Source organism: Fodinisporobacter ferrooxydans (assembly GCF_022818495.1).
In the GTDB taxonomy this organism is placed as follows: Bacteria; Bacillota; Bacilli; order Tumebacillales; family MYW30-H2; genus Fodinisporobacter; species Fodinisporobacter ferrooxydans.
The window spans coordinates 3690186-3713687 of record NZ_CP089291.1 but is presented as its reverse complement, the minus strand read 5'-3'; the positions used below and the strand labels follow the sequence as shown (position 1 = coordinate 3713687).

Here is a 23502-nt window from a genome sequence, read left to right as displayed (position 1 = left end):
AAGCATACGCAGTTTCTTTGGGAAATCAAAGGAACTGCGTTTTGCTTTTTCCAGGCATCCCAGTCTTTTTCTATAGATAGATTTTCTCGGCTCCATTAGAATGAATACAACTATCTTTTTGATTTGGGTAAAGAAAAAGGAAATCCTTGACGCATCACCGAATATAATAAATCAAACATCGAATATTCTCAACATTTTTCAGAATATGCATGGATGAAGGCATATGATGCAAAGAATTCGCAAGAAGCAACCATGAAATCTGATGGAAATCAGCGCGGGGGAATGGGCGGATTGACACAGATACGGTGAACAACCTCTTATGTAAGAGTATTTGGGAGGAGGAGGGAATGCAATGGGAGAGGTTATTCATGTAACGGAGAAAAAACAGTTCATTAAATGGTTTCTTGATAACTACGAATTGCAAAACCGGGAAGCGGAATGGTTGCTCCAATATTTGTGCTCCAACGATCAATTGCTTGAACGGGTTCATTTCATTGACAATTTCCGCAATTTGCCAAAAACCATTTTAATTTCTACGAAATGTGTGCAAATGACTCCTTTTAAATTTTATAAAAATAAACGTGTGACATCAGATGTCGAGAAAGCGTTTTTGGATATACACAATCACCCGACGGAAGACATGTATATCGGACTGTTTTTTAAAGACCGCACCGTCTCTCCGGAATATGCCGCCGTATTGGAAACAAATCCGATGGACGATACGAGAGAATCGATCGATGCTTTGATCGAGCTGCAGGCGGAATTGATTTTAAGCCAATCCTTGCGGGATTATCGCCGCTATCGTTTATACAGACGAATCGATGAGGCTCTTGATGCGCGAGATCATAAGCGCTTTATGGATTTGACACATGAATTAAAAATGCAGCAAGATTGAGTGCGTGGAATCACATTTTAACCGTTTTGGTTATTATGTGATTTTTTTATGACTTTTATTTAGAATCGCTGATTTTCAAGAAGCTTTGATGATACAGTTTGATCATAAATAAAAACATGCAAAAAGCAAAAAGCGATGCAAAGGAGTGATGATCCGTTGAAATTTGCACAAGTAAAAGCAGGAATATTCGAAGAGTTGCGCCCCTATTTTGATACTGCTATGGTCCCGGTAGGTTCCATGACGTTCCACGGTCCCCATTTGCCATTTGGAACTGGCAGTTTCATTGCCGAAACGATTGCAACACAATTGGAAGATCAGTTTTCCGGGCGGATTTTGGCGTTTCCTGCCATTGCTTTCGGGCATCCGTTCCATTCTTTTGAACCGGATGGATCTGCAGGCATGCACAACCATATATTTCGCGATTACCTGTATGATTCCCTCACTCAGCTGAAACATCTGGGAATCAAATACGTCGTTTTGGTTAACGGCCACAAGGGAAATGCAGATGTGCTCCGCGCTGTGACAGAGCGGCTTGCAAAGGAAGAATTGACAGTACTCGTCAGCCATTGGTGGATGGAATATCAGGATTCTATCGAAAATCAAGATTCTGATGAAAAAATCGCGCCCAACGCAGACTCTGGCATAGAAAACGAGACTTCCGTTATGTTGGCGATCCGTTCGGAGTTGGTAGACTTGCAAGCAGAGTCAGGGAATCCGGCAGCTGCAAACGCAAAACATGGTGAAAAAATTCTGAGGCTGATTCAACAAAAACTGGCGGACCGGATCACAGCTATGTGGACAGAACAGTAATGCACGATGGGTTTCACCGTGTTTGGGAACCCGATTCCTTTCGAAGATCAGCTTGTTGCGGAATTTGCGGCTGGCGGCAGATTGGATCCGCAATCGTTTTGTCACATAAGTGTGATATTTGCTCGCGTTTCCTTCCTTGACACTCATTTTTTCCGAGAGTAAGATGAAAGCGTAACAAGATCGGGTCAATTTTCCAATTGAAAATTTTCTTCGTTTCAAAGACATGGAAGGATGGTTCTTGAGTCGTTGCTCGATGAATCTATCAAAGTGTCAGTATGTTACGACAGCAAGGAGGTTAGGAAAGTAGAATGGACAAAGAAAACAAAGACAAAGAAGGCCTGACTCGACGCCAGTTTCTGACGTATGCCCTAGGTGGAACGGGCGCTTTCATGGGAGCGGTTATCGCCGCACCGCTTGTCACATTTGCTGTCGATCCATTGACCCGAGGAGCCGACAGTGCATTTGTGAAGACAGGAAAGAAAGTTTCCGATTTCAATTCGGATCTGCCTACGTTAGTCGAGTTTAAAGCCAAGCAATCGGACGGATGGATTCACAACGATGTGAACATTCGCGCATGGGTGATCAAGAAAGCAAACGAACCTGACGGATTGCTGGCGTATTCCCCCAAGTGCACACATCTTGGTTGCCAGATCAACGGTACGCTTGATGCAAATGGCAAACCGATCCCATCCAAAGATGGTCCATGGTGGTTCCATTGTCCTTGTCATGGCAGCAAATTTGACAAGTACGGCTATCAGAGTCCCGGCTCTCCGGCAACACGACCGCTTGATGCATATAGCGTCAAAATCGAAGGCGGGGAAGTATTGCTGGATACTACCGTTCATCGTAGACCAAACAAAGGGTAGGTGCTAACATGTTGAAACGAATCTATGATTGGATTGATGAGCGCCTTGGCGTCACTCCGATCTGGCGTGATATAGCAGATCACGAAGTACCGGCACACGTCAACCCGGCCACGAAAATGTCCGCATTTATTTACTGTTTTGGCGGTTTGACTTTTCTCATTATTGTAACGCAGATACTGTCAGGCATGTTTTTGGCCATGTATTACGTACCGGATATTCACAATGCATACAGCAGCGTGAAATACATCACAGACCAGGTGCTGCTTGGGAAAATCGCCCGCGGCATGCATTTCTGGGGTGCGAGTCTCGTTTTGATCATGATGTTCCTGCATATGCTGCGGGTGTTTTTTACCGGTGCATATAAAGCGCCGCGCGAATTAAACTGGGTAGTGGGTGTTTTGATTTTTGCAGTGATGCTGTTTTTCGGCTTTACCGGATATCTGTTGCCGTGGGATCAGAAAGCGTACTGGGCAACTTCTGTCGGCGCGCAAATCGCGGATTCCGTACCGTTTATCGGCGGCAGCATCAAAGCTTTGCTGATCGGCGGCAATGCATTAGGGGCGATGACGCTCACCCGTTTCTTTGCCATTCATGTATTTTTCTTGCCGGCCGCATTGCTTATCTTGCTTGCATTGCATTTTGTCATGATTCGCAAGCAAGGCATTGCCGGACCTATGTAATCGTTAATGTTTGATTTCCCGCAAAGGAGGTTGCCTGAATGTCGGCTGATAATTCAAGGGAACGTATACCGGGAGTGCCTCGTTTTAAAAGAGACAAGACTCTGCCTTTGGGTACCGAACCTTTTTTCCCAAATTTTCTCCTGAAAGAATGGATCATGGGAGCCGTTGTTCTCGCCGGATTTATTATATGGGTGATATACAATCCTGTCGATTTGACACCGCGTGCCAATCCGGATGATTCAAACTTTATCCCTGTACCAGACTGGTATTTTTTATTTCTCTATCAATTGCTCAAATACTTCCCGGGATCTGTGGAAGTAGTAGGAACTGTAGCAGTTCCGCTCGTATCATTTCTGGCGCTTTTACTCGTACCATGGCTTGATATCAAGAAAAACCGCAGACCGGGCAAGCGTTTGGCAACTCTTTCCATGGTTGTTGCAGTTGTATTCATGATCTGGCTGACACGGGAAGCCCAAGTCGCGTATCATATGGAGCTTGCTGCAAACCCGCAAGCGTTGGCTGAATTGACGGCGGGCGCATCCAAAGATACTGGCGGCAGCGGCGGAAGCAGCGGCAAGGCTGCGGCCGGTGCGCTCGTCAACACCAATGATCCGGGCGCCAAAATATTCGGTCAAACGTGCGCCGGATGTCACGGCGCTGATCTGAAAGGAGCAGTTGGCCCCAAACTGTTGGGAATCGGCAAGAAATTTGATGAAGCCAAACTGGAAGCGATTATCAAAAAAGGCTTTCCGCCGAATATGCCGGCAGGCGGCACATTGACAGATCCGAATCAGATCAAGCAAGTGGCGCACTGGCTATCCCAACAAAAACAATGATAAACAATTCTCACAGATTTGTCAAAATTTCTGTAGGAAACACAAAGGAAGGGCAGTCGCGATCGACTGTCCTTTTTTAAACATTCCTTTTTCAAACATTTTTCATACACCCGAATCGAATGTAAATCCTTCTCCGAGCACATCGTGTACATCGTTCATCACTACAAACGCCCGCTCATCCAGCTCGGCAACAATTTGCTGCAAACGGAAAATTTGCTCTCGTGCAACAACACAATACACGACTTCTTTCGTTTGGCCGGTAAATCCTCCGCGTCCTTTTAAAAGTGTCGTTCCTCGTTCCAATTCTTTATGTACTCGTTCCGCAATTTCATGCGGATGTTCCGAAATAATCATCGCTGCTTTGCTGGAAGATGGACCTTCCAATACAAAATCGATGACGCGGCTGGCTACAAATAATGCAACAAGTGAATACATCGCTGTCTCTTTTCCGATTAAAAAAGCGACGATCACGATAATCATGACGTCGATCGAAAACATGATTCGCCCCATTGGCAGACCGAAAGATTGCCGAACCAATCGTGCGATAATATCGGATCCTCCGGTAGTAGCACCAAAGCGAAAGATAATTCCAAGGCCGATTCCGGTGACAACACCGCCATATAAAGCGGCAAGCAAACGATCGTGAATCGGGGGTTGCCAATGTTGCGTGATTTCCGAAAACACAGACACACAGACAACGCCGAGAATGGTTTTCCAGATAAAACTGCGGCCAAAAAATTTCCAGGCTAGAATCAACAAAGGAACGTTTAACACAAAGAACGTAATACTTACGGGTATATGGAACAGATACAGAAACAAGATCGAAATGCCTACAAATCCGCCTTCTGCCAAATGATTAATAATAATGAAATTATTAAGACCGGCTGAATAAATAAAAGACCCCAGCAAAATGCCGAAAATACTCCAAATATTGCTATTCCATTTTCCTTTCAACTTCAATGGTATAGAAATCCCGCCTTTCCAAATTTCCCGCTGATGGATCGTCACATGTTTCCTACAGCTTTTATTATGCCACATCTTTCCTTTTTCCGCGAAAAATTTTCCGACAAAATATACGGTGTTGTTTTAGCAGTTTCATTGAATCTTTCTATTCATTGCGGTGCCGGATGGGAAAAAGGATAGCAAGTATAAAAAAGAAACTTAAGTAGCCAAATAGCGGGTAGAGAATCGTTACCAGCTTTGAGAATCCAATCTGCGCGACAAAAAAAGCGACAGTCAAAATGCAGATGTTGAGAAACAATGTTTGCAGCATAGAAGCGCCGGGCTTCATTTGGCTGCTGAGGGCATACACGTTGCCGATCAGCGATGAGAATATTTCTCCCCACAAGACAAAAGAAAAGCCGATTTGCAGCCATGGATTCATTTTGGCGGCAATGTATCCCATCGGAACCTCAAAGGCGATCATTCCTGGCATGTGTGCCGCCAGGGCGATATGTACAATCACCATCATGACGCCGAGGCCGACTGCTCCGATCAGGCCGCCCAATTTTAATGTTTGGATCGTGCCCGCCTGTGTCCCCAGCGGAATTAAAACCGAAACGGCCAATCCGAGATTAAATGCCGCGTATGAAATGGAAGAGAGCCCCCATTTCCAATGATTCTCTTGTTCGGCAATGGCTGATGGAGATACAATTCCCTGACGCAGTGTCAAAATAAAAATCAGAATGGTAAACAAAAACATACAAGGAACAATGATAGAGTTTGCTGACAATATCCCTTTCATGCCTTTCAATAATACAAAAAGAGTGAGTCCGATGGTCAGAAGCACGCCGAAATGAAAAGAAAGGTGGAACTGTTCCTGAAAGAGGGCGCCTACACCTGCCAACATGGCTACTGTTATGCCAAACAGCATGATCGACATGGAGGAATCGAGAATTCGCGCCAATTGTTTACCGAATCTATATTCTGTCAACTGATTGTACGAGATGGCACGCAATTCGTAGCCGAACCGCAGCAAGCGGATGCCGCCCCATGCAAACAACACAGTGGCAAGAAAAATGCCAAAGTAGGCGTATGTGCCATGAATGGTGAAAAATTGCAAAATCTCTTGACCGGATGCAAATCCTGCACCGATAACAGTACCAATGTATGTACATCCAATTTGAAAGGATTGTTTCCAGGATAATCGATTCATTGCATGTCCCCCTCCTGATACCAGTGTATTTGCAGGATTGCCGATTCATTACTGTTCGCGACTTATAATGTCGCATGGAGCAGCATAGGCATTATCTAGGCAGATCTTTTGGACAAGGCTGCAGGAAAGGGAGGCATGTGCATGAATCTATGGCAAAGTATCATTCTCGGAGTGGTACAGGGAATTACCGAGTTTTTGCCGGTCAGCAGTTCCGGTCATCTTGTGTTCGTACAAAAAGTGTTGGGAGTCAAAGACGGCGCACTGACGATGGACGTTCTTTTGCATCTTGGTACATTGGTCGCTCTTGTCATCGTCTATTGGCATTCTTTGTGGGACATTGTGCGACACCCTTTATCGAGATTTGCCCGACTTGTCTATGTAGCAGTGATTCCTACCGCAATCATCGGTGTTCTGTTTCAAGATGTATTTGACCGATTGTTTGAAAATGGTGGAACATTAGGAGTGGAATTCATGGCAACGGGTGTTATTTTGTGGTTTGCCGATGGAAAAAAAAGCAGGGGAAAAACAATCCGGCAAATTACATATGGAGATGCCTGTATTGTGGGGATTTTACAAGGTGCGGCCATCTTGCCGGCCATCTCCCGCTCCGGTTTGACGATTACAGGAGCATTGTTTCGAGGCTTTGATCGTGAACTTGCCGCCCATTTTTCTTTTCTCGTATCTGTACCTGTCATTCTCGGAGCGACAATACTGGAAGTAAAAGACTTGCTGGAAAGCACCGGAACCCCATCTGTCGGATTGCTTCCGGCTATTGCGGGGATGGTTGCCGCAGCGCTTGCCGGATATGCTTCTATCCGATATATGGTCCATGCGATTCAAACAAAACGATTGCGGGTGTTTAGTTATTATGTATGGCTGGTTGGAGGATTTGTGCTGTTCGATCAGTTTGTAACACATTATTGGTTTTAATTTGGAGAATGGACATATAAAAACCCCCGCGCGATGTGTACGGGGGTTTTTATATGTCCGTTACCGGGAAGAAGGGGCGCGTCTTCTGAATCGGCTGCCGACGTATACAAGCAGCGATAATCCAATGGTGATCCCCAACAGGTCGGCCCAATTTTTTAACGCTGTCCAGGAAACCAGCCAATGGGCGCTTGTCGGTGTAACTCCAGACCACAATGTCGGCAGGAAAAAAGTATGTGCCAATTCGTTGCCAAAACCCAAGTTGTAAAATACGACGGTAAGAATGGCAGCCAAGACTGCGTGGAACATGCGCGCCATAATATAAGGGAACATCCGGATGTCTGTACCTGTCAAAACACTTGCCACTTGTCCATGCACAGACAATCCGCTCCATGCGATGATGGCGCTGACAATCAAAAATTTTTGCACCATTGGAGCAGCCACCTGGCTAGCCTGGGATGCGCCGATATCGATTTCAAATATTCCGCTCAATGTCGGCCCGATCAAATGCGGGTCGATGCCAAGCAGCGCGAATAAACTATGAAGCGGATACGACAGCAGGCTTGTGAAGCCGACTTCTGTCAACACCCGAATCAGTACGGCGAAGAAAATAATAAAACCGCAAATCATAAAAAGTGTTTTGATGGAATCATTGACGGCATCGCCCAATAATTTTCCAAGTGTTCTGCCATCTTCTTCTCTGGCTTTTATCAATTCCAGAATCGCGCGGCTAAACATTCGGCCTTTTTTGTCAGTACGAGTTTCCCTGGTGAACGATTCTTCTTCCCGTTCTTTACGTTCAGTTCGTCTGCCGTAAAATTTAAAGCTAAAACCAACGAGAAATGCGCTGATATAATGGGCGATTGCTAAAAGCATGCCAAGGGACGGCGATTTAAACATGCCGACGGCTACGGAGCCAAACATAAATAATGGATCTGCCGTATTCGTAAATGCCAACAGACGCTCCCCTTCAATTCTGCTGCATAGCTTATTACGGCGAAATTTTGCTGTAATGACTGCATCCATTGGATATCCGGCGGCCAGTCCCATGGATAATGCGAATGCACCTGCACCTGGGACGCTGAACAGCGGCCGCATTAACGGCTCCAAGATGACTCCCAACGCATTGACTACCCCTAACCCCAACATCACTTCAGACAGAATAAAGAAGGGAAGGAGTGATGGGAACACTGCATCCCAGAATACTTTTAATCCGTCCGTCCCAGCCTGGAACGCCTGTTCAGGATACAGTACGAGGGAAATCGTGAGAAATACGACGACGACGGCCAGAAAAATGGTCATCGAACGCCTGGCTTTTCCTGTCACAGACAATCAACTCCTTCAACAAATGCGTGCTTGGACTACTCTTTCCAATCATATGAACAGAATTGCCGAATATGTTTGTCCACGTTTCGCTTGTACAAATTCTTTTGGACAGTCGAAATCCACGTTGGGGGCGCGGATTTCGACTGCGGATGCGGCGGAAACCGTGTATAATTGTAGGAAGCTATATGGTAAACAGCGAAACGTTAGACACTGATGATGATTTTGGGATGGCAACATACATTGCAAATATTCAACATGTGTTGCAAATATTCAAAAGGAGAATCCAACATGACTGAACTAACCATCCGAGAGATGCAAGAGATTGTGGATCGCTATATTTCACAGTATAAAGAAGGCTATTTTCAACCCATGACTTTGGTCGTGCGGCTGTCGGAAGAATTAGGAGAATTGGCTCGTGAAGTGAATCATCACTATGGAGAAAAGCCGAAAAAAGCGAACGAAGAGGAAGGAAGCATCGGATTGGAATTGGGAGATCTGCTTTTTGTCATTACATGCCTTGCCAATTCCCTGGAAATCGATCTGGCCGAATCTTTTCGCCAGGTCGTGCATAAGTTCCAAACCCGTGACGCCAATCGATGGACACCGAAAGATCCGGAATAATCGCAGATCTTTCTGTCTTTCCAAAGATTTGATACACTGAGAAGAACATAATGGTTTGAAACAAATTTGGAAAAAGCAAAAGAAACATGCCATGCTTCGAAGGATGCCATGCTTCTTTGAACATCTTTACATAGAATAGGAGTTTGACAATGAGTGACACAAGGCAGCAAAGGATTCGAGTAGCCATCGCAGGCGCAAAGGGCCGCATGGGCAGGGAATTTGTAAAAACAGTGTTGGGAACGGAAGATCTGGAATTGGCAGGCGCCATCGATCGGACGTTGTCCGGCGTAGATGTGGGGGAAGTGATCGGCATAGGTGCCACCGGCACTTCTTTTACAACCGATCTGGAACGATTGATTGCGGAACAGTCGCCGGATGTGTTGGTCGATCTTACGACACCCCAAGTGGTAAAAGAACATGCAGAGTTGGCGATACGCTATGGAACCCGGCCGGTGATCGGCACGACAGGCATTACTCTGGACGATGTGAAAACATGGGACAGAGCGTGCCGGCAGCGGGAAATCGGCGGTTTGATCGCACCGAATTTTGCCATCGGCGCGATCTTGATGATGCAGTTTGCCAAACAGGCGGCGAAATATTTGCCACATGTGGAAATTATCGAAATGCATCACGACAAAAAATTGGATGCCCCCTCTGGTACGGCACAAAAAACGGCGGAAATGATTGCAGAAGTCAGGGAGTCGTTTCGCCAAGGACATCCGGATGAGGAGGAGCGGCTGCGCGGCGCTCGCGGTGCCGAGCTTGACGGCATTCGCATCCACAGCGTGCGTTTGCCGGGGTATGTAGCGCATCAGGAAGTGCTGTTCGGCAGCACAGGGCAGGCGCTCTCGATTCGTCATGACTCTTTTTCCAGAGAGTCCTTTATGCCAGGGATTGTACTTGCATGCCGGAAAGTCATGACATATACGGGAATGGTATATGGCCTTGAGAATCTCTTGCAATAGTCCGATAGGCACTCCCGCTGGACTGGCTGCTGCCGGCAGAGGCACTATATAGGAAACGAATAGGAAACGAATAGGAAACGAATAGGAAACGAATCCGTATAGAAGCAGTTTTATTTTTAAGTAGAGGAAGGAAAACAAATGCTGCATATCGCTCTCATTGCACATGACCGAAAAAAGGAAGAAATGGTCAATTTTGCTATCGCTTATGAAACCATTTTGGCACAGGCCAAGCTGTTTTCGACCGGTACGACAGGCGCACGGATCATGGAACAGACAAACTTGCAAATCCACCGCTTTTTATCCGGCCCCCTTGGCGGTGACCAGCAAATCGGCGCGCGGATTGCGGAAGATCAGATGGACTTGGTCATATTTTTGCGGGATCCGCTGATGGCACAACCGCATGAACCGGATATTATCGCCTTACTGCGCTTATGTGATGTGCACAACATACCGGTCGCTACGAATCTGGCAACCGCGGAAGTGTTGATTCAGGGATTGCGGGCCGGATTTTTCGGCTGGCGGGACGGATTAGGTGAGCGGAAATGACGGAAGATTTCACAGTTCTGGCGTTTGGCGCACATCCGGATGACGTGGAAATCGGTGCAGGCGGCATTCTCGCACTCCATGCGGAATTGGGATATAAAGTAGGCATTTGTGATCTTACCGAGGCGGAAATGTCTTCCAACGGAACGGTGGAAACAAGAAGGCAGGAAGCGCAACGGGCTGCTGACATTCTCGGCGTACAAGCGCGCTTTCAACTGCATTTGCAAGACCGCGGGCTTAGGCTCGAGCGCTTTATGATCGATCGGGTTGTCGGCATTTTAAGGGAGACAAGACCCAGAATTATCTTGGCGCCACATCCGTCCGATCGCCATCCGGATCACGGCTGGTGTGCGCAAATCGTGCGCGAGGCCTGGTTTTCCGCAGGACTGCGCAAGTATCAACCGGCAGACAGTCATGCAGAGCCATATCGTCCGCAGCAGTTGTATTACTATTTTATCAATGATACGCATTCCGTTCCCCTTGCCGTTGATGTTTCAAGTGTTTATGGCCGCAAGCGGGAGGCGCTTCTGGCATATGCCACGCAATTTCAGCGGCAGTCCGGCAAAGCGGAAACACCTTTAAACAACGGTATTTTCCTAAATGCCGTGGAAGGGCGCGATGCGATGTTTGGCCAACAGATCAATGCCCGTTTTGCGGAAGGCTTGCTTCCGGCACAATTGTTGGCAATTCAAGATTTGACAACATTCGCTTAGGTTCCAAATCCTAAGCCGAATGGAAAAAAGGTGGGGTATCCGTGAATATCGGAATCAGTTGCTATCCGACGCTTGGCGGTTCTGGCGTATTGGCGACCGAATTGGGGAAAGCATTGGCTTCCAGGGGACATAAAGTGCATATCATTTCAGACGCGATCCCCTTTCGGCTGCTTGGGGAGTTTCATGAAAACATTATGTTTCACGAAGTAGATGTGGCAAATTATGCGTTGTTTAAAAATCCGCCGCATGAATTATCCCTCGCCACCAAGCTGGCGGAAGTGATCGAATATGCGGAATTGGATATTCTGCACAGCCATTATGCCATTCCCCATGCAGTATGTGCGTATTTGGCAAAGGAAATGCGTCCCGAATCCCGTGTGAAAATCATCACCACATTGCATGGAACGGATATTACCGTATTGGCGCAAGATCGTTCGCTGCGAGATATGATTCGTTTTGGCATTGAAAAAAGCGATTTGGTTACGGCTGTTTCCGACAGCCTGGTCAAACAAACGGAAGAGTTATTCCGGCCCCGCTGTCCGATCCGGCGCGTTTATAATTTTGTCGATCCCAATACATACAGGCGCATCGACGTGAAGCAAATGCGCAACTGTTTTGCCAAACCGGAGCAGAAGATCCTCTTGCATGCTTCCAATTTTCGGGCAGTAAAACGAGTGCTGGATGTAGTCGAGGTGTTTGATCGGGTGCAACAAACGGTTCCCAGCGTGCTGCTGCTTGTAGGGGAAGGGCCGGAATTGGCAAAAGTCAGGCAAATCGTCAAAGAAAAACATTTGGAATCCAACGTGAAATTTTTGGGAAAACAGGATGAAGTGGCAAAACTCTATTCCCTGGCAGATCTGTTTGTATTGCCATCGGAGAAAGAGAGCTTTGGTTTGGTTGCACTTGAGGCAATGGCCTGCGGAGTGCCTGTCATCGGCTCGGACGCTGGCGGCATTCCGGAAGTCGTCGAACACGGGAAATGCGGCTATCTGTATCCGGTCGGCGATGTGCAAAGCATGGCGGAAGGTGCGATTCAATTGCTGCTTGACGACCATTTGCATGCAAGTTTTGCCGTCTATGCACGAAAACGGGTGCTGGACAGGTTTACTTTGGAGGATTTGGTGAACGAATATGAACGATTGTACCAGTTGGCAATCGATGGAAAACCCTGTTATGATTATGCGAAGTCTGTTTGATTCGACACAAGGGAAAGCGGCGTATCAGATTTTGCGCACGCTTGTCTCTGCCGGATATGATGCCTATCTGGTAGGCGGCTGTGTACGCAATGTATTGTTGGGTCTGCCGATTGTCGATTTCGATATCACTACATCCGCTCGTCCCGAAATCGTCGCCCGGCTTTTTCCCCACACCGTCGAGACGGGGATTCGGTTTGGAACTGTGACGGTGATCCATGAAGCTGTACACATCGAGGTGACTACGTTCCGAAGTGAAAGAAAGTATCTGGATACCCGGCATCCCTCCGAAGTTCAATTCGAAACATCCATTCTGGCAGATCTGCAGCGGCGGGATTTTACCATGAACGCCATCGCCTGTTCCCTGCTCGGGGAGCTGGTAGATCCGTATGGCGGCGTCAAGGATATCAATGAGCGGACAATCCGCGGCGTAGGAAACCCGATGGAACGCATGCGGGAAGACCTGCTGCGGTGTGTCCGCGCCTTCCGCTTTATGGCGCAACTCGGGTTTGCAATTGACGCCTCAACATTCGAAGCGATTGCGTCCTGTTCCGATAAGCTCGAACAGATCGCGAGAGAACGGGTGGGTGTGGAGTGGAGGAAAATGATTTCTGCCGCACATTCCATTCCTTTGCAGCAGTTAGCTGACACAGGATGGCTGCGCGTATTTGATTTGTCCTATCGCTTGGAACACCTCCCGAAATGGCAAGTATTTGTCAATTGTTATAAAAATATGACGGATGAAGCTGCACAGCTTGCCTTGTTGGCACGACTTTTGAACAAGACGGAGCAGGAGTTTGGGGAATGGCTGCGTTCCCTGCGCTATGGCCGGGAAACGGTTGCGACAGGCAGGCAAATCCTTGCATGCAGCATGCGGTTGCAAATCGAATGTACAGACCATGAAAGATCAGGAGATCAGACCTTTATTTTTTTAAAAGACATGCTTTTTGCATATGGGTTGCAAATCGCAATACAGGGAGTTCACATACATAACCAGTTGCATCCTGCACATCGAATCGATGAAACACGGGTGCGGGATGTATGTAACGCCATGCCCATTCACAATTCCAAGCAACTCCAGCTCGATGGCAGGGATCTGCTTCCGCTTGCGGGCGGCAAAGGCGGGCCCTGGATCGGACAAATGCTGCAAGAACTTGCCATGGGCGTACTGCACGGACACCTCCCCAATCAACGGCAGCAGTTGATGGACTGGGCAAAAACTCAGATTGCGGAAAGGAAGCAGAATGGAACCATACAGTCATGATACAGTCAGAGCAGCAGGACCGTTTCAAATCTTTCAATTTGGAACGGTTCATTCGACGAATACACTTGCGCTGGAACGCTTGCAATCGATGGACGTTCCGGAATTTACCGTTTTTTTGGCGGATCGGCAAACGGAAGGGCGGGGCAGGCAGGGCAAACACTGGGACTCTCCAAAAGCAGCAGGTGTCTGGATGTCAATCGTTGTACATCCTTATTTGCCATTGTCGGTCGCATCCCAGTTGACATTGGTGACAGCCATCGCGGTTCGGCGCGGACTGGCCCATTTGACTGGCAGCAGCCCAAACATAAAATGGCCCAATGATATCTTTTACGGCAACCGGAAAGTATGCGGCATTTTGACCGAGACGACTGTCCGGGAAAAACAGGTAAAGTCAGCCGTGATCGGCATTGGTGTCAATGTGAACATCCTGCCGAATGAATTTCCGTCCTATTTGCAAAAAACGTCTACATCCCTGCTTGCGGTGACAGGAAAAGAATGGGATCGGGATCGAGTGGCAGACGCCATACTGAAAGAATTCGCAGACTGTTATCGCCAATTTTTAACCGAACGTTCCTTTGCGAAATTTCGCCAGGAATGGGAGACGTTCAACCATACACTGGGCAAAACCGTCCAAGTCAACTACAACCATGCGCAAATCAGCGGCGTTGCCACGGGTATCGATCCGGATGGCTGTCTCATCATCCAAAAAAACGACGGGGAAACGATACGGATCCATTCCGGCGAGCTGCAAATGTTGACAAGCTCCTAGAGGATGTTCAAAAAGCGGTGCGGGTGTTTCGACTGCTTTTTGAACATCCTCTCTTGTTTTTAAACATCCCTCTTGGTAGACAGATTAGAAAATTTGTGATTAGATGATGTAAGAGGCGGTATCCGCGAGAACTGCACTCCTGTTTCTATTCGATTGTCTTATCATTTTACAGCCATGCGCGTGTATGAGCGGCATCGCTTCCCGGATTTGCGAAAACCGGGAAAGGATCTGCCATACCGGCGAATCGATACGCATGTGTCTGTTTACATAGCTCCGGATAAAAAGCTTGCTCGCGGATCGGCCGGGCAAGTTTTTTTATTTCGGTTTTTTGCGAATGGAATGGAAGCTTAGGTTCCTCGCGTGGCATTCTAAGGCGTAAGGAGGACAGAATGATGGCAAATAAAAAACTTAGCGTAACGGATTTGCGTGAGAAAAAAATACACAAAGAAAAACTCGTCATGATGACAGCATATGATTATCCTTCAGCGAAAATGGCGGAAGCGGCCGGTATCGACATGATTCTCGTGGGGGACTCTCTGGGAATGGCCGTATTGGGGTATGATTCCACATTGCCTGTTACCATCGAGGATATGGTTCACCACACAAAAGCGGTGACCCGGGGTGCAAAACAAACGATGGTAGTTGCGGACTTGCCTTTTTTGACGTATACGAATGTGCAGGATGCTATCATCCATGCAGGCAGATTGATGCAAGAAGGTTTGGCCGACGCTGTAAAAATGGAAGGCGGAACGGAAATCGCTTCCCAAATTGAAGCGTTGGTACAGGCGGGAATTCCGGTGATCGGCCATATCGGTTTAACCCCACAGGCGGTAAATCAACTCGGCGGGTTTAAAGTGCAAGGAAGTGATCCGATTTCAGCGAAGCGCATTTTTATCGCTGCGAAAGAACTGGAGCAAGCAGGCTGCTCCGGGATCGTGCTGGAATGTGTGCCGCGGGTGCTGGCAGGATTGATTACGGAAGCTTTGAGCATTCCGACGATCGGAATCGGTGCAGGCGCAGAATGTGACGGACAGGTATTGGTGCTGCATGATTTGTTGGGCTTGTCGGAAGCGTATCTGCCGCGTTTTGCGAAACAATATATGGATGGATACGGACAAATGGTTGAAGCGATTGCAGAATATCGGAAAGAAGTAAAAGAACAGGCATTTCCTGATCATGACCATTCCTTTGGGATGAAAAAAGAATGGGCTGAACAACTGCGCAACGACATTGCCGCATTGCAGGAGGAATGGAAACGATTATGATACAAGTGGAAACCATACAAGAACTGCGATCCATCGTAAAACGATGGAAAAGAGAAAACAAAACGGTCGGTTTTGTCCCTACGATGGGCTATTTGCACGAAGGGCATAGGAGTCTGATGGAAACTGCCAAAAAAGAAACAGATCATGTGATCGTGTCGATCTTTGTAAATCCGTTGCAGTTTGGTCCGAATGAGGATTATGAGAAGTATCCGAGAAACTTGCAGCATGACTTTCAATTGGCCGCATCTGTGTCTGCGGATGTGCTGTTTACGCCGACAGTCTCGGAAATGTATCCGGTGCCGATCCAGACATCTGTAGAGGTAAAAGGAATTACGGATGTCATGTGCGGTGCATCGAGGCCCGGTCATTTCAGCGGCGTTGCCACTGTTGTCACAAAATTATTTCAGATTACACAAGCAGATCGGGCCTATTTTGGCCAAAAAGATTTTCAGCAAGTCGCCGTTATCAAAACCATGGTACGGGATTTGAATATTCCCATCGAAATCATTCCATGCCCGATTGTCCGGGAGTCGGATGGATTGGCATTAAGTTCGAGAAATGTTTACTTATCGTCGGAAGAGCGGCAACAAGCGTTATCCTTAAACAAGTCCTTGCAGTTGGCACAGCGAATGGCGGGGGCGGGGGAAAGGGACGCGTCTACGATTCGCGCTGCGGTACTCAAGCAAATTCAAGAACAGCCGTTGGCAAGAATCGATTACGTGGAAATTCGGGATCCGGAGACGTTCCAGTCTCTAACCGCTTTGACAGGGACAGGCCTTTTGGCATTGGCTGTTCGCTTTGGGAACACGCGCTTGATCGACAATTGTTTGCTGGAAGCTCCGCCGCTTTAGCTTGCAGAGTTTAGTTGTATACAATGGGATAAAAAATGGTATCCGTTTCCGCGTTGAAATTCAAAAGTGAAATGTTTGATTTGGGGGTGAAATTGATGTTGCGTACAATGATGAAAGCAAAAATCCACCGTGCCCGCGTGACAGAAGCAAACTTGAATTACGTCGGGAGTATCACCATCGATGAAGAGATTTTGGAAGCTGTTGATATTCTGCCTAATGAAAAAGTGCAAATTGTCAACAATAACAATGGCGCTCGTTTGGAAACTTACGTGATCAAAGGCCCGCGGGGCTCCGGAGTGATTTGTCTGAACGGTGCGGCAGCCCGATTGGTGCAGGAAGGGGATATTGTGATCATTATTTCCTATGCCTTGGTCGATGATAAGGAGTTGCCGAATTTTAAGCCAATGATTGCTTTGATGAATGAAGATAACACGATTGCGGAAATTATTGAGGAAAAACATGGACAGACGGTATAAAGCAAAGCAAAAATAGAGCATACTACCAAAAAGATATCGCTTTTTGGGGGATCTTTATGTTTAAAAAGCAATTTGAACTTCTCGAACGTGCAGTTGGCAGAATTCAACAACAGCTGCAAACGGCTGACGCTGATCAAAAACTGTATTTGGCGGAAGAATTATTCGCGCTGCGGAATGTTTGCGACAGTTTTCTGGAAAAATGGATCGACTTTGACGAACATTGTTCAGACATTATTGAAACATATCAGTTGGATCAATTTGCATCGACAACTGCAGCCGAAGTGTCCGATTCTTCCACATCGGAATGGAATCAGTTTTTGACAAAACATATGTCAACTCCGATTCCCAAAGGATCGATAGCCAAGTTTCACGAACCGTTGGAAACGTCTTTACACGTCCGTTCCTTTCAAAAAGGTGTAGGGTTTTTTCAATTGTTGATGTATCCGGAAGCAATCCGGGAATTTGAACATGCCGTCGCACAGAATCAAGACCATTCGACTATTGCCCGCATGTATCTGGCCGTCGCCTGTGTGATGCAGGGGAGACGTGAGGAGGCGCGCAGACATCTAAAACTTTTACAACATGTGGCGAATGAACCCCTTGTATTAGCGACTGTATATCAGGCAAAAGGCGTTTTGGAGGCGCAGGAACGTCAGTATGGCGATGCGATTCGGCATTTTTCCCGGGCGCAGGAGATCATGCCGGAATTAAAAGACCTGTCTTTTAATTTGGGTGTTTGCCATTTTAAAACGGGAAAATACGTGCAGGCGCTGCAACAATTTATGCAAGCATTTCGCTCCAATCTGGAAGATTTGGAAGCAGGCGAATTATGTGCCAAATTATGGCGGTTCTTAGGGTACGCGGATGAGGGTAAAGGGTATGCGCTGCAGTTGGTGCAGCGGCAGCCGGAGCGCTCCGATTTTGTTTGCTTATTGGCAGAACTGGAACTTGAGCTTGGAAATTACGAAGAAGCTATAAAAAGCTATCAAAAAGCCTTATCCTTTGATCCTGCATGTGGACGGGCGTATTCCGGATTGGGATGGATTGCGTTATGGCGAGGAAACACGGATAAGGCCCGGGCATTTGTGCAAAAACACTTAAGCATCCAACCGAAAAGCAAAGAAGGGTTATTTTATTTTGGTTGGCTTTTGATACAACAGGGGGAACTGCAAAAAGCACAAAAGGTATTTGAGACGTTATTGCGGTATCATGCGGCAGAACCCTATGGACTGATTGGTCTTTCCCATATTTATGGCGAGTTGGGGGAAGCTTCCGCCGCGAGAGATCTATTGCATCGCGTGGTACGCAATAAAGATCCGAATATCAAACGCATCGCGCTGGTTCATTTGGGCCGGATCGCAATGGCGCAAAAACAGTACGAACAGTCCATGCGATATTTGAATGCTGCCTTGGGATTTGACAGTCATGCGGTTGAGACTTTATTCTATAAAGGATTAAACCATTATTTTATGGGAGATCATGAACGTGCGCAAGAGTATTGGAGCAAATGCGGGGAGCTTCAGCCACAATCGATTTGAAAATGACGGAAAAGAGTTTTGCGCGATCGACCTCTAAAATGTATGCGTTCCGAATCGTACAAGATATGGTGAACCTCCGTGGTTCGCCTTTTGTGGCTTCGCCGAAAAGCTTGGCGAAGCCAAGTTTTCTTTATAAAGGTGGGTTGTATGTTAGACTGCTACTCAGTGCTTATATGGCAAGAACCAATGGCAAGAGATGCCCAAACGGAGCATTGGACATTTACCGTGGGAATTGTGAAACAGGAGCAGATCGTGGAACAGTGCTCCTTTTCGGAACATCATGGCGATGCGAGTCAGTTTTTAAAGATGACGCAACAGTATCCTATGGTGACCGCCTGCGATTTGGAAATGATTCATATGATACGGACCTGGTGTGAAGATGAGGGGTATACATTTCCAAGCAATGCCTTCATTCATCTCCCGACAGTGGCGGCATACGTTTGGCCTGCCATGCAGTTTCAGTCATTTTCAGATGTCGTGGAGCAACTACAGCGCAGCCATTCGTTAAATCCGGAACATTTGGATGAAGCAGATATCGTCATCAATGTTTTTCAAATGATCCAGCATACGATTGCTGAATGGCCCTATCTTCTGCTGCAGCAGATCATGGAACTATCGTCTATGGTAGATTCCGGTTACCATCTGGTCGTGCAAACGATTTTTCAAAAAACTTCCTCTCTTACACATCTGCAAGCGCCAGAAGGCCGTCAAATCATTCAACAATTGTTATTCCGGGAGCGAGTCATTCAAGAGAAAACAGAAAGGGAGTCTGTTCCATTTGTCGTCAGTGATTGCCTGGATTCTATGGCAGCAGATGGACCGATGAAGCAACTGTTTCCCTCCTACCAGCCGCGGCAAGGACAGTTGGAAATGCTTCACCAGGTAGCACTGGCGCTGAACGATGGTCAGCATTTGATTGTAGAAGCGGGCACTGGCACTGGGAAATCGCTTGCGTATTTGATTCCGGCCGCACAGTTTGCCGCAAGTTCTGATGAAAAAGTCATTGTCGCCACGCATACCATTCATCTGCAAACACAGTTGTTGGAGCGGGACGTTCCCTTAGTCGAACAACTCCTGCAGCTTCCCGTACAATTTGCGGTGCTGAAAGGCCGGAACAATTACGTGTGCATGCGTAAAGTAGCGACATCATTGAATACACTTGGGCTTCTTTCTGACAAAAACATAGCGGCGTTTCTGATGAAAATGCTCGTGTGGCTAAAAGATACGCCAGCCGGCGACAGAGAAGAACTTCCGCTCTCGTTTGATGGACAGGAGCTGTGGGCGCAAATCCAGAGCGAAGCGGAAACTTGCATTAACAAAAAATGCCCGTGGTTTAAATATTGTTATTATCATCGTGCCAAGGCGGCTGCAAGTGGCGCTGATGTCGTCATTACCAATCATTCCCTTGTTCTGACCGATTTAAAAGCAGACCATAACATTTTGCCGGGATACGACCACTTAATTTTCGATGAGGCACATCATTTGGAAGACGGTGCAACCAAACATCTCGGAACGGAAATCCATTATTATCGCGTCATGGGCATATTGAACCGTTTGCACAAAGATGGGAAAACAGGCCAATTGCCTTTGCTTAAACAAACGTTCACACGCGTGTTTCATACAGAGCCGGAACGAATGGCGGCATGGACAAACAAAATCGATTCTGTCATGCAAGATTGTTTGACTCTGCGCCAAGCAACTGAGGAGATGTTTGACCTTTTGTCCCAATTTGTGGCAAGCCATACCGGGTCATCAGACGGCGGACGTTCTGTGCTGCGCATCCGCGCAAATGACCGCAAGGAAGAAAGTTGGCAGCCGATCGGCTTGTCCTTCGATAACTTTCAAGTGACACTGCAGTCTTTGCGCAAACATATCAAAGGACTGGAAGCAGGACTAGAGGACCTGGAATCGGAAGAATTGGAAGGCATGATCGAGGATGCGATCGGATTGGCGAAGGAAGTTGACCGGATCTGGGAAGATATGACCAACTTCTACCAGGCAACAGATGAAAATACGGTCACATGGATTGAACGTGAAGACAGAGGCCATAAAGGGATTGTCGGTATCTATACAGCACCGATTGATGTTGGTCCGCTGCTTGATCAAATGCTTTTTTCGAAAAAGCAGTCCATTATTCTGACATCTGCTACGTTTACTGTCAACAAAGGATTCCAACATGCTGTGCAGCGACTTGGTCTTTTGCGATCGCAAAAAGAAGAAGAGTTGCAAACATTAACGGTTGAATCGCCCTTTCGCTATTCCGAGCAGGCGTTATTATGTGTGCCGACAGACATGCCGGGCATGACAGAGGAGCCGGAACTGTTTATACGGGAATTATGTGACACGCTGGTCAAGCTTGGCCGTATCAGCAAAGGACGAATGCTCGTCCTGTTCACATCCTATAAAATGATGCATGAAGTTTACAAACAATCCTTTGACGCCTTTCAACAATTCGGGATTGCGTTATTCGCACAAGGGATCAATAGTTCCAATCGCCATCATTTAATCCAGACATTTAAAAATCATGAACAAGCGGTGTTATTCGGGACGAGCAGCTTCTGGGAAGGTGTGGATATTCCAGGCGAGCAGTTGTCCTGTCTGGCAATTGTCCGCCTGCCTTTCTGGCCGCCGAATCATCCGGTCATCGAAGCCCGTACAGAACTGCTGAAAGCAAAAGGCCATAACGCATTTTCTGAATATGCGGTACCGCAAGCCATTGTACGCTTCAAGCAGGGATTTGGCAGATTGGTTCGCTCCACGCAAGATGTCGGTGCTGTTGTCGTATTTGATCGAAGAATTGTCGATTCTTCCTATGGCAAACGATTTATCCAATCCCTTCCCAAGCCGCGCATGTTTCAAGGGACAAGACGGGAAATCTATGCGGCTGTCTATCATTGGCTGCGGCCGTAAACGACTGCAGCTCTTGCTTTGCAGAAAGCGAAAAAATGGAAAAATCATTTGACGAACAGGAACCATCAAATGTACGATGGTAATGGAAATGCGTTTGCATTCGGATGTCAGGGTATAGGAGGGGGTTAGTCTGCAATCCAAAACTCCAAAAATATCAGAAGCAGTTGTACGAAGATTACCGATTTATCTGAGGTATTTGCAACATTTGTTCGATATGAATATCCGGACGGTATCCTCTCATGAACTAGGGCAAAAATTAGACATGAATCCGGCTCAAATTCGGAAAGATCTTGCATATTTTGGCGAATTTGGGCGAAAAGGCATCGGGTATGAAGTCATTTACTTAATAGAAAAAATCAAACAGATCTTGAAACTGGATCGTACCATTCGAGTGGCTCTTGTAGGGGCAGGACATCTTGGGATTGCCATCAGCAATTATAATCAGTATTTAAAAGAAAACCTGACGATTACGGCCATCTTTGATACAGATCCGAAAAAAGTGGGTACAAGCATCGGCGCCATGAATATCTATCATTTGGATGAATTGTCAGCGATCGTCGCAAAACAAGAGATTGAGATGGGAATTATTACAGTTCCTGCATTTGCTGCACAGGAAGTCGTGAACAAACTTGTCGCTGCCGGTGTTCGAACCATCTTGAATTTTGCGCCTGTCACGCTCAAGGTACCCGCCAATGTTCATTTGCGCAACGCGGATTTGACGACAGAGTTGCAAAGTCTTGCCTATTATTTGTAATCGTGCGTGTTCAAAAAAGAAAGTTTTGACTGCTTTTTGAACATCCTCTAATAGGAAGATTTCAATACGATACGGATTTTTCGTTTTGCTTGTTTTGCTATCGTTTCAGACCAGGTTGTGTGCGGCTGCCTGGTCTGTTTGCGTTCGTCCATTTATTTGCATACCTGCATCCAAACCGCGATTCTTCTGCGCGTCGTCCGGAATGAATGATTGAAACACGAAAAAGAACGGCGTATTGACTTTGTTTCGACGTTTTTGGTTAAATGATACCATAACTGATCGAAAGGCATTTGAACACATATACACATTTACTTTACATATTGGAGCAATGAACATGAGTACAATACAAACACAGGCAAGCTATGGGATTATCGGCGGAACGGGCGTTTACCAACCGGATTTGTTGGAGCAGCCCAAGCAACACTCGATCGCAACGCCGTATGGAGATGTTTCTTTACACATTGGCCGACTGCAAGGAAAAACGGTTGCTTTTATGCCAAGGCATGGAAAAGGACATGCGGTGCCGCCGCATAAAGTCAATTACCGGGCGAATATTTGGGCATTGCGGTCGATCGGCGTGCAACAAATATTGGCAACTGCTGCCGTTGGCTCATTGCACGCAGGGTTGCAACCGGGGTCTTTGGTGCTTGTCGACCAATTTATCGATTTTACGAAACAGCGGCCTGTCACATTTTTTGAAGGGGAACAAGGGGTTGTTCATATTGATATGACTGACCCGTATTGCGGACGGTTGCGAGGAGAAGTGTCCAAAGCTGCCGACTGTTTGGGGATTGTCCTGCAGGCATCAGGAACCTATGTATGCACAGAAGGACCGCGTTTTGAGACGCCTGCAGAGATTCGGATGTTTGCCGGCTTTGGCGGCGATGTTGTCGGCATGACTTCCGTTCCCGAAGTGGTGCTGGCAAAGGAGCAGGAAATGTGCTATGCCACTGTTGCCATGGTGACCAATTACTGTGCCGGCATTTCGAAGGAAGCTTTGACACACCGGGAAGTTATGGAAGTCATGCAGGCAAATGTGGCAAACGTTCGCGAACTGTTTTATCAAGTGATCGAAGATTCGTCAGGGGAAAGAACCTGTCAATGCCCACATGCTCTGCATGAGTTGGGATCGTTGGCAAAATAGT

The 23502-nt window shown here is 47.0% G+C and carries 23 protein-coding genes; 20 read left to right on the top strand and 3 right to left on the bottom strand.

All coding sequences use genetic code 11. The features are described from left to right. The first annotated feature begins 352 nt into the window (after nucleotides 1–352). The 5 genes from LSG31_RS17845 (at nucleotide 353) to LSG31_RS17825 (ending at nucleotide 4087) form a co-directional block, all read left to right on the top strand. A complete protein-coding gene (locus tag LSG31_RS17845; protein ID WP_347436397.1) occupies nucleotides 353–895 on the top strand; it encodes a ReoY family proteolytic degradation factor in 543 nt (180 codons plus the stop codon). A gap of 156 nt (nucleotides 896–1051) precedes the next feature. Next, complete coding sequence (locus tag LSG31_RS17840) at nucleotides 1052–1705, top strand: creatininase family protein (protein ID WP_347436396.1); 654 nt, start codon at nucleotides 1052–1054, stop codon at nucleotides 1703–1705. A gap of 308 nt (nucleotides 1706–2013) precedes the next feature. Beyond that, nucleotides 2014–2571, top strand: coding sequence for a QcrA and Rieske domain-containing protein (locus LSG31_RS17835; RefSeq protein ID WP_347436395.1), 558 nt, complete (start codon nucleotides 2014–2016; stop codon nucleotides 2569–2571). An 8-nt stretch (nucleotides 2572–2579) separates the two neighbouring features. Continuing rightward, nucleotides 2580–3251, top strand: coding sequence for a menaquinol-cytochrome c reductase cytochrome b subunit (gene qcrB, locus LSG31_RS17830; RefSeq protein WP_347436394.1), 672 nt, complete (start codon nucleotides 2580–2582; stop codon nucleotides 3249–3251). A 38-nt stretch (nucleotides 3252–3289) separates the two neighbouring features. Continuing rightward, a complete protein-coding gene (locus tag LSG31_RS17825) occupies nucleotides 3290–4087 on the top strand; it encodes a menaquinol-cytochrome c reductase cytochrome b/c subunit (protein ID WP_347436393.1) in 798 nt (265 codons plus the stop codon). A gap of 102 nt (nucleotides 4088–4189) precedes the next feature. Here LSG31_RS17825 and LSG31_RS17820 read toward each other — a convergent pair whose 3' ends face one another. Continuing rightward, nucleotides 4190–5041 (bottom strand): YitT family protein, encoded by an 852-nt coding sequence (locus tag LSG31_RS17820; protein ID WP_347439557.1) that lies wholly within the window; start codon nucleotides 5039–5041, stop codon nucleotides 4190–4192. A 154-nt stretch (nucleotides 5042–5195) separates the two neighbouring features. Next, the gene (locus LSG31_RS17815) at nucleotides 5196–6242 is read right to left on the bottom strand and encodes a YkvI family membrane protein (protein ID WP_347436392.1); all 1047 of its coding nucleotides are present in this window, start codon (nucleotides 6240–6242) and stop codon (nucleotides 5196–5198) included. Between the two features lie 141 nt (nucleotides 6243–6383). On the opposite strand from LSG31_RS17815, the gene LSG31_RS17810 reads away from it, so the two are divergent. Beyond that, nucleotides 6384–7172 carry an undecaprenyl-diphosphate phosphatase gene (locus tag LSG31_RS17810; RefSeq protein ID WP_347436391.1) on the top strand — a complete coding sequence of 263 codons (789 nt, stop codon included), beginning with the start codon at nucleotides 6384–6386 and terminating at the stop codon, nucleotides 7170–7172. 60 nt (nucleotides 7173–7232) lie between these two features. On the opposite strand, the gene ylbJ is transcribed toward LSG31_RS17810, so the two are convergent. Further along, nucleotides 7233–8495, bottom strand: coding sequence for a sporulation integral membrane protein YlbJ (gene ylbJ / locus LSG31_RS17805; RefSeq protein ID WP_347436390.1), 1263 nt, complete (start codon nucleotides 8493–8495; stop codon nucleotides 7233–7235). Between the two features lie 288 nt (nucleotides 8496–8783). Here ylbJ and LSG31_RS17800 point away from each other — a divergent pair, with 288 nt between their 5' ends. From LSG31_RS17800 to mtnP, 14 genes are all read left to right on the top strand, one after another. Beyond that, nucleotides 8784–9116, top strand: a complete 333-nt coding sequence (locus LSG31_RS17800) for a nucleotide pyrophosphohydrolase (protein ID WP_347436389.1) — start codon at nucleotides 8784–8786, stop codon at nucleotides 9114–9116. A gap of 149 nt (nucleotides 9117–9265) precedes the next feature. Beyond that, nucleotides 9266–10081 (top strand): 4-hydroxy-tetrahydrodipicolinate reductase, encoded by an 816-nt coding sequence (dapB, locus tag LSG31_RS17795; protein ID WP_347436388.1) that lies wholly within the window; start codon nucleotides 9266–9268, stop codon nucleotides 10079–10081. A 138-nt stretch (nucleotides 10082–10219) separates the two neighbouring features. After that, the gene (locus LSG31_RS17790; RefSeq protein ID WP_347436387.1) at nucleotides 10220–10627 is read left to right on the top strand and encodes a methylglyoxal synthase; all 408 of its coding nucleotides are present in this window, start codon (nucleotides 10220–10222) and stop codon (nucleotides 10625–10627) included. Beyond that, a complete protein-coding gene (gene bshB1 / locus LSG31_RS17785; protein ID WP_347436386.1) occupies nucleotides 10624–11337 on the top strand; it encodes a bacillithiol biosynthesis deacetylase BshB1 in 714 nt (237 codons plus the stop codon). Before LSG31_RS17790 ends, bshB1 begins: the two co-directional genes overlap by 4 nt. Nucleotides 11338–11378: 41 nt before the next feature. Continuing rightward, complete coding sequence (bshA, locus tag LSG31_RS17780; protein WP_347436385.1) at nucleotides 11379–12533, top strand: N-acetyl-alpha-D-glucosaminyl L-malate synthase BshA; 1155 nt, start codon at nucleotides 11379–11381, stop codon at nucleotides 12531–12533. Next, on the top strand, nucleotides 12469–13794 hold the full coding sequence (locus LSG31_RS17775) for a CCA tRNA nucleotidyltransferase (protein WP_347436384.1): 1326 nt from the start codon (nucleotides 12469–12471) through the stop codon (nucleotides 13792–13794). The genes bshA and LSG31_RS17775 overlap by 65 nt, the downstream gene beginning before the upstream one ends. Beyond that, a complete protein-coding gene (locus LSG31_RS17770; protein ID WP_347436383.1) occupies nucleotides 13775–14563 on the top strand; it encodes a biotin--[acetyl-CoA-carboxylase] ligase in 789 nt (262 codons plus the stop codon). The genes LSG31_RS17775 and LSG31_RS17770 overlap by 20 nt, the downstream gene beginning before the upstream one ends. Before the next feature lie 392 nt (nucleotides 14564–14955). Continuing rightward, complete coding sequence (panB, locus tag LSG31_RS17765) at nucleotides 14956–15828, top strand: 3-methyl-2-oxobutanoate hydroxymethyltransferase (RefSeq protein ID WP_347436382.1); 873 nt, start codon at nucleotides 14956–14958, stop codon at nucleotides 15826–15828. Further along, a complete protein-coding gene (gene panC / locus LSG31_RS17760; RefSeq protein WP_347439556.1) occupies nucleotides 15825–16679 on the top strand; it encodes a pantoate--beta-alanine ligase in 855 nt (284 codons plus the stop codon). The genes panB and panC overlap by 4 nt, the downstream gene beginning before the upstream one ends. A gap of 95 nt (nucleotides 16680–16774) precedes the next feature. Next, the gene (gene panD / locus LSG31_RS17755; protein WP_347436381.1) at nucleotides 16775–17155 is read left to right on the top strand and encodes an aspartate 1-decarboxylase; all 381 of its coding nucleotides are present in this window, start codon (nucleotides 16775–16777) and stop codon (nucleotides 17153–17155) included. 56 nt (nucleotides 17156–17211) lie between these two features. Then, complete coding sequence (locus tag LSG31_RS17750; RefSeq protein ID WP_347436380.1) at nucleotides 17212–18693, top strand: tetratricopeptide repeat protein; 1482 nt, start codon at nucleotides 17212–17214, stop codon at nucleotides 18691–18693. Nucleotides 18694–18840: 147 nt separating this feature from the next. Further along, entirely contained in the window at nucleotides 18841–21603 is a 2763-nt protein-coding gene (locus LSG31_RS17745; protein WP_347436379.1) for a helicase C-terminal domain-containing protein, read from the top strand. A 130-nt stretch (nucleotides 21604–21733) separates the two neighbouring features. After that, a complete protein-coding gene (locus LSG31_RS17740) occupies nucleotides 21734–22357 on the top strand; it encodes a redox-sensing transcriptional repressor Rex (RefSeq protein ID WP_347439555.1) in 624 nt (207 codons plus the stop codon). 334 nt (nucleotides 22358–22691) lie between these two features. Further along, complete coding sequence (gene mtnP / locus LSG31_RS17735; RefSeq protein WP_347436378.1) at nucleotides 22692–23501, top strand: S-methyl-5'-thioadenosine phosphorylase; 810 nt, start codon at nucleotides 22692–22694, stop codon at nucleotides 23499–23501. The last annotated feature ends 1 nt before the right edge of the window (nucleotide 23502 follow it).

What these genes read in the sequence shown, in the direction of transcription:
- LSG31_RS17845 (WP_347436397.1), top strand. Translation starts at nt 353, where the DNA reads ATGGGAGAGGTTATTCATGTAACGGAGAAAAAACAGTTCATTAAATGG.
- LSG31_RS17835 (WP_347436395.1), top strand. Translation starts at nt 2,014, where the DNA reads ATGGACAAAGAAAACAAAGACAAAGAAGGCCTGACTCGACGCCAGTTT.
- qcrB (WP_347436394.1), top strand. Translation starts at nt 2,580, where the DNA reads ATGTTGAAACGAATCTATGATTGGATTGATGAGCGCCTTGGCGTCACT.
- LSG31_RS17825 (WP_347436393.1), top strand. Translation starts at nt 3,290, where the DNA reads ATGTCGGCTGATAATTCAAGGGAACGTATACCGGGAGTGCCTCGTTTT.
- LSG31_RS17815 (WP_347436392.1), bottom strand. Translation starts at nt 6,242, where the DNA reads ATGAATCGATTATCCTGGAAACAATCCTTTCAAATTGGATGTACATAC.
- LSG31_RS17810 (WP_347436391.1), top strand. Translation starts at nt 6,384, where the DNA reads ATGAATCTATGGCAAAGTATCATTCTCGGAGTGGTACAGGGAATTACC.
- LSG31_RS17800 (WP_347436389.1), top strand. Translation starts at nt 8,784, where the DNA reads ATGACTGAACTAACCATCCGAGAGATGCAAGAGATTGTGGATCGCTAT.
- dapB (WP_347436388.1), top strand. Translation starts at nt 9,266, where the DNA reads ATGAGTGACACAAGGCAGCAAAGGATTCGAGTAGCCATCGCAGGCGCA.
- LSG31_RS17790 (WP_347436387.1), top strand. Translation starts at nt 10,220, where the DNA reads ATGCTGCATATCGCTCTCATTGCACATGACCGAAAAAAGGAAGAAATG.
- bshB1 (WP_347436386.1), top strand. Translation starts at nt 10,624, where the DNA reads ATGACGGAAGATTTCACAGTTCTGGCGTTTGGCGCACATCCGGATGAC.
- LSG31_RS17775 (WP_347436384.1), top strand. Translation starts at nt 12,469, where the DNA reads ATGAACGATTGTACCAGTTGGCAATCGATGGAAAACCCTGTTATGATT.
- LSG31_RS17770 (WP_347436383.1), top strand. Translation starts at nt 13,775, where the DNA reads ATGGAACCATACAGTCATGATACAGTCAGAGCAGCAGGACCGTTTCAA.
- panB (WP_347436382.1), top strand. Translation starts at nt 14,956, where the DNA reads ATGGCAAATAAAAAACTTAGCGTAACGGATTTGCGTGAGAAAAAAATA.
- panC (WP_347439556.1), top strand. Translation starts at nt 15,825, where the DNA reads ATGATACAAGTGGAAACCATACAAGAACTGCGATCCATCGTAAAACGA.
- panD (WP_347436381.1), top strand. Translation starts at nt 16,775, where the DNA reads ATGTTGCGTACAATGATGAAAGCAAAAATCCACCGTGCCCGCGTGACA.
- LSG31_RS17750 (WP_347436380.1), top strand. Translation starts at nt 17,212, where the DNA reads ATGTTTAAAAAGCAATTTGAACTTCTCGAACGTGCAGTTGGCAGAATT.
- LSG31_RS17745 (WP_347436379.1), top strand. Translation starts at nt 18,841, where the DNA reads ATGTTAGACTGCTACTCAGTGCTTATATGGCAAGAACCAATGGCAAGA.
- mtnP (WP_347436378.1), top strand. Translation starts at nt 22,692, where the DNA reads ATGAGTACAATACAAACACAGGCAAGCTATGGGATTATCGGCGGAACG.